The sequence below is a fragment of the Oceanobacter sp. 3_MG-2023 genome (genome assembly GCF_030688925.1).
In the GTDB taxonomy this organism is placed as follows: domain Bacteria; phylum Pseudomonadota; class Gammaproteobacteria; order Pseudomonadales; family Oceanobacteraceae; genus Oceanobacter.
In genome coordinates this window covers 1-5,253 of sequence record NZ_JAUYVX010000029.1, presented here as the reverse complement: position 1 = coordinate 5,253, position 5,253 = coordinate 1, and the positions used below count along the sequence as shown (strand labels likewise).

At 53.4% G+C, this 5,253-nt stretch carries 3 protein-coding genes; 2 read left to right on the top strand and 1 reads right to left on the bottom strand.

All coding sequences use genetic code 11. The annotated features are described in order from the left end of the window. Positions 1-4,426: cadherin repeat domain-containing protein (locus Q8W32_RS16430; RefSeq protein WP_305415672.1), on the top strand; the 4,426-nt coding region annotated here is incomplete at its 5' end. A 17-nt stretch (positions 4,427-4,443) separates the two neighbouring features. Here the strand turns inward: Q8W32_RS16430 and Q8W32_RS16425 are convergent. Beyond that, the gene (locus Q8W32_RS16425) at positions 4,444-4,683 is read right to left on the bottom strand and encodes a hypothetical protein (RefSeq protein ID WP_303434953.1); all 240 of its coding nucleotides are present in this window, start codon (positions 4,681-4,683) and stop codon (positions 4,444-4,446) included. Between the two features lie 34 nt (positions 4,684-4,717). Between Q8W32_RS16425 and Q8W32_RS16420 the strand changes: the two genes are divergently transcribed. Next, positions 4,718-4,939: a hypothetical protein gene (locus Q8W32_RS16420; RefSeq protein ID WP_303434956.1), complete on the top strand. Its 222-nt coding sequence runs from the start codon at positions 4,718-4,720 to the stop codon at positions 4,937-4,939. Positions 4,940-5,253 lie beyond the last annotated feature (314 nt).

The window sequence follows — 5,253 nt, the reverse complement described above, 5'->3', positions numbered from 1 at the left end:
GCTGGGCGGTTATTACGCCTATGCCGTCGACAGCGCCGGCAACCTGAGCCTGGCTTCCAGTGAGTGGATTACGTTAGTGGATGAAACGGCACCCACGTTTACGTCTGGCACGACCGCGACTGCGATTGATGAAAACTCCGGTGAAAGCACGGTTATCTACACGGCCACGACGGATGACGCGACGGCGGTTTATTCCTTGTCTGGCACTGACGCCAGTGACTTCAGCATCGACAGCAGTACGGGCGTTGTTACCTTGCTGAACAACCCCGATTACGAAACCAAGTCCAGTTACTCATTCATCGTTACCGCTACCGATGGCGCCGGTAACCATACCGACCAAGCGGTTACTCTCGATGTGAACGACCTGGACGATACTGCCCCAGAAGCCAGTATTGTGTTATCGCTCGCGACAGTACAGCTGGAAGCACTGGGTAATACCAGCGATAGTGACTATGCCCCTCAAATCACCGCGGTAGGCAGCGCTGGCGCTTATGTGGTGACCTGGTACGGGTACGAGGGTGCTGGCTATTCAGGTGATCGGTCGATCTTTGTGCAGGCGTTTAACGCCGATGGCTCCTTAAACGGTGCCACGGTACAGTTGGAAGCGCCGGGTAATACCGATGGTGATGACTATGTCCCCCAAATCACCGCCGTGGGCACTGATGGCGCCTATGTGGTGACCTGGTACGGTGAGGATAGCGACGGTGATTGGTCTATCTTTGTGCAGGCGTTTAAAGCCAATGGTTCCTTCAACGGTGTCACGGTACAGCTGGAAGCGCTGGGTAATACGACAGGTTATGACGTTGATCCCCAAATCACTGCGGTAGGCAGCGATGGCGCCTATGTGGTGACCTGGCAGGGGTACGATAGCAACAATGACTATTCTATCTTTGTGCAGGCGTTTAAAGCCGATGGCTCCATTAACGGCACCAAGGTACAGCTGGAAGCGTTGGATACTACCACGGGGGATGACTATTCTCCCCAAATCACCGCCGTGGGCACTGATGGCGACTATGTGGTGACCTGGTACGGTGAGGATAGCAACAATGACTATTCGATCTTTGTGCAGGCGTTTAAAGCCGATGGTTCCTTCAATGGCACCACGGTACAGCTGGAAGCACTGGGTAATACGACAGGTTATGACAGAAATCCCCAAATCACTGCGGTAGGCACTGATGGCGCCTATGTGGTGACCTGGTACGGAAGGGATAGCGACGGTGATTGGTCGATCTTTGTGCAGGCGTTTAACGCTGTTGGCTCTTTAAACGGCACCACAGTACAGCTGGAAGCACTGGATAATATCACCGGTGATGACTATCTGCCTCAAATTACCGCCGTGGGCACTGATGGCGCCTATGTGGTGACCTGGTCTGGTGAGGATAGCGACGGTGATTGGTCGATCTTTGTGCAGGCCTTTAACGCCCATGGTTCCTTCAACGGTGACACAGTACAGCTGGAAGCGCTGGGTAAGACCAACGGTGATGACGAAAGTCCTCAAATCACTGCGGTGGGCACTGATGGCGCCTATGTGGTGACCTGGTACGGTGATGATAGCGACGGTGACACTTCGATCTTTGTGCAGGCGTTTAATGCCGATGGCTCTGTCAACGGTGACACAGTACAACTGGAAGCACTGGGTAAGACCAGTGGGTATGATGGGTACCCTCAAATCACTGCGGTGGGCAGCGATGGTGCCTATGTGGTGACCTGGTACGGGGCTGATAGTGACGGTGATTATTCGATCTTTGTGCAGGCGTTTAATGCCGATGGCACACTGGTGATGGATAGCAGCACCTATGAAACAGGGGAGTTGGTCACACTACAAAGTAATGAAGCGGGTACGGTGTATTTGGTCAGCGATACAGTGGCCGTGACCACTGAGGCCGATATCACCAGCGCCAGCAGTAACCTGTGGGCTACCGCGACATTAGCGGTGGCGGGTACGGTCACTGTGGATACCACGACATTGGCGCTGGGCGGTTATTACGCCTATGCCGTCGACAGCGCCGGCAACCTGAGCCTGGCTTCCAGTGAGTGGATTACGTTAGTGGATGAAACGGCACCCACGTTTACGTCTGGCACGACCGCGACCGCGATTGATGAAAACTCCGGTGAAAGCACGGTTATTTACACAGCGACTACTGATGACGCGACGGCGGTTTATTCCTTGTCTGGCACTGACGCCAGTGACTTCAGCATTGACAGTAGTACGGGCGTTGTTACCTTGCTGAACAACCCCGATTACGAAACCAAGTCCAGTTACTCATTCATCGTTACCGCTACCGATGGCGCCGGTAACGATACCGACCAAGCGGTTACCCTCGATGTTAACGATATTGCCCCAGAAGCCAGTATTGTGTTATCGCCCGCGACAGTACAACTGGAAGCACTGGGTAAGACCAATGGTTATGACGTTGATCCTCAAATCACTGCGGTGGGCAGCGCTGGCGCCTATGTGGTGACCTGGTCTGGTGAGGATAGCGACGGTGATTGGTCGATCTTTGTGCAGGCATTTAACGCCGATGGTTCCTTCAATGGCACCACGGTACAGCTGGAGCTGGGTAAGGCCGAAAGTCCCCAAATCACTGCGGTGGGCAGTGATGGCGCCTATGTGGTGACCTGGTACGGGTACGAGGGTGCTGGCTATTCAGGTGATCGGTCGATCTTCGTGCAGGCGTTTAAAGCCGATGGTTCCTTCAATGGCACCACGGTACAGCTGGAAGGGCTGGGTAATACCACTGGCCATGACTTTGATCCTCAAATCACCGCGGTGGGCAACGCTGGCGCCTATGTGGTGACCTGGTACGGAAGGGATAGCGACGTTGATTATTCAATCTTTGTGCAGGCGTTTAATGCCGATGGCTCCGTCAACGGCACCACGGTACAGCTGGAAGGGCTGAGTAATACCACTGGTCATGACTATGATCCACAAATCACTGCGGTGGGCAGCGCTGGCGCTTATGTGGTGACCTGGCGTGGTGATGATAGCGACGGTGACTATTCGATCTTTGTGCAGGCGTTTAAAGCCGATGGCTCCTTCAACGGTGACACGGTACAGCTGGAAGCACTGGGTAAGACCAATGATAATGACTATTATCCGCAAATCACTGCGGTAGGTAGTGATGGCGCCTATGTGGTGACCTGGTACGGAAGGAATGGCGACAGTAGTTTGGCGATCTTTGTACAGGCCTTTGATGCTGACGGCTTCTTAAACGGTGCCACGGTACAGTTGGGAACACTGGATGATTGGTATTGGCACCCTCAAATCACTGCGGTAGGCAGCGCTGGCGCCTATGTGGTGACCTGGTACGGTGATGATAGTGACGGTGATGAGTCGATCTTTGTGCAAGCGTTTGATGCCAATGGTTCCTTCAACGGTGACACAGTACAGCTGGAAGCGCCGGGTAATACCACCAGTGGCGACTATTGGCCTCAAATTACCGCCGTGGGCACTGATGGCGCCTATGTGGTGACCTGGTACGGAAGGGATAGCGACGGTGATTTTTCGATCTTTGTGCAGGCGTTTAACGCCGAAGGTTCCGTCAACGGTGACACAGTACAGCTGGAAGCACTGGGTTATACCACTGACTATGCCCCCCAAATCACTGCGGTAGGCAGTGCTGGTGCCTATGTGGTGACCTGGGTCGGGACTGATAGTGACGGTGATGAGTCGATCTTTGTGCAGGCATTTAATGCCGATGGCACACTGGTGATGGATAGCACCTATGAAACAGGGGAGTTGATCACACTACAAAGCAATGAAGCGGGTACGGTGTATTTGGTGAGCGATACAGTGGCCGTGACCACTGAGGCCGATATTCTCTCTGCAGACGGTAGTTTGTGGACCCAGGCCGTTGCCACGGCTGATGCCAGTGTAGCGGTTGATAGCAGTGGTCTGGCTGGCGGCAATTATACGGCCTATGCCGTCGACAGTGCCGGTAACATATCGCAGGCCGCGGATGAAACCGTCACTCTGGTTGATACCAGCACGGTGGTGTTTGATCTGGTAAACGGCAGTTCGTCAGATCACAGTGGCCGGACGTTTGAGGAAGATACCAGCTATACCATTTACGTCCGGGTGGATTCTTCGACAGAGGTCTTGAATACCGATTCAAGTGAGTGGGGCAGCTGGGCCAATGCAGAGGCTCTTGGCAGTGATGATCAGGTGGTCTTGGTCGGGTCGGGGAGTGCGGTACTGGGTGCTAATAATTCGGCGGTTGCTTCTTTCAGTTCTCCCGGAGTATGGGGGTCGGCTTTCTCATTGCAGGAGTCGGGTTTTGTTTTCCGCTGGACGGACAATGCATCATCCGGTTCGGTATCGTTGTGGGATGGAAGCTGGAGTGATCTGAATGAGGGGCGGTCTCTGAATGAAGTCTACCTGACGACCATGCCAATGGGCGTTATGACATCACAGGGGTTGGTCTGATGCTGACAGGACACTCGTTAGCAGATGCGGGTGATGGCGCAGCCTCTGGCCACGGTGACGATCCAGCAGCCGTTGCTGACTTTCGGCAAGTTGAGCCGTGCCATTGAGCTGGCACGGCGGAAAGGCGAGCTGAGGATGTCGGCCTGTTGCAGGTTCGTCGAGATCTGGTTGATGCAACCAGTCAGGCTTATATTGCGGTTGATGCCTTGCGTCGGCCGTTGCACATTGCCTAGCAGAACACCAGCGATCATCAGCATCTGTAAGACCGTATTACGGAGCATGCGGTGCTTGATGAAAGACGACATGCAGCGCAGTAATGAACGTCAGGGGTTGTTGGTCGATAGCATTCAGGGAGCCGAGACCATTCAGGTTGCGAATGCCAGTTGGCGTTTTTCCGAAATTTGGCAATCCATCAGTGAAACCGTGGCCGATCAAATAACGAATAAATATTCGCTGGGGTCTGACCAGCATAAAATACGGGGGGTATTTATTGATACCAAATCAGCCTTTTGACTGATGAGATAATTGTTCCTGCTTTTTATACTGCTTCCTTCCAAATCACTTCGATATTTCAGACCTATTTGGCATCTCCGTGCTTTGCTAATTGCTGAGCCTGGACGCCTGAGTTTCTTAATGAGAAGTGGCCAACTATTTCCAAGGAAGAGCTCTGGGTGGCCACCCTATTTCCAAGGATGATCTCTGGGTGGCGACCCTGTTGAACAAGGAATGATTACATGCCGATTTATCGCTTAGCCGTTTTTAACCCTCTTAATGACTATGCTGGTCAAGTGTATAACGGTGATGAACCGGCTGTGGTGTCAGCCCAG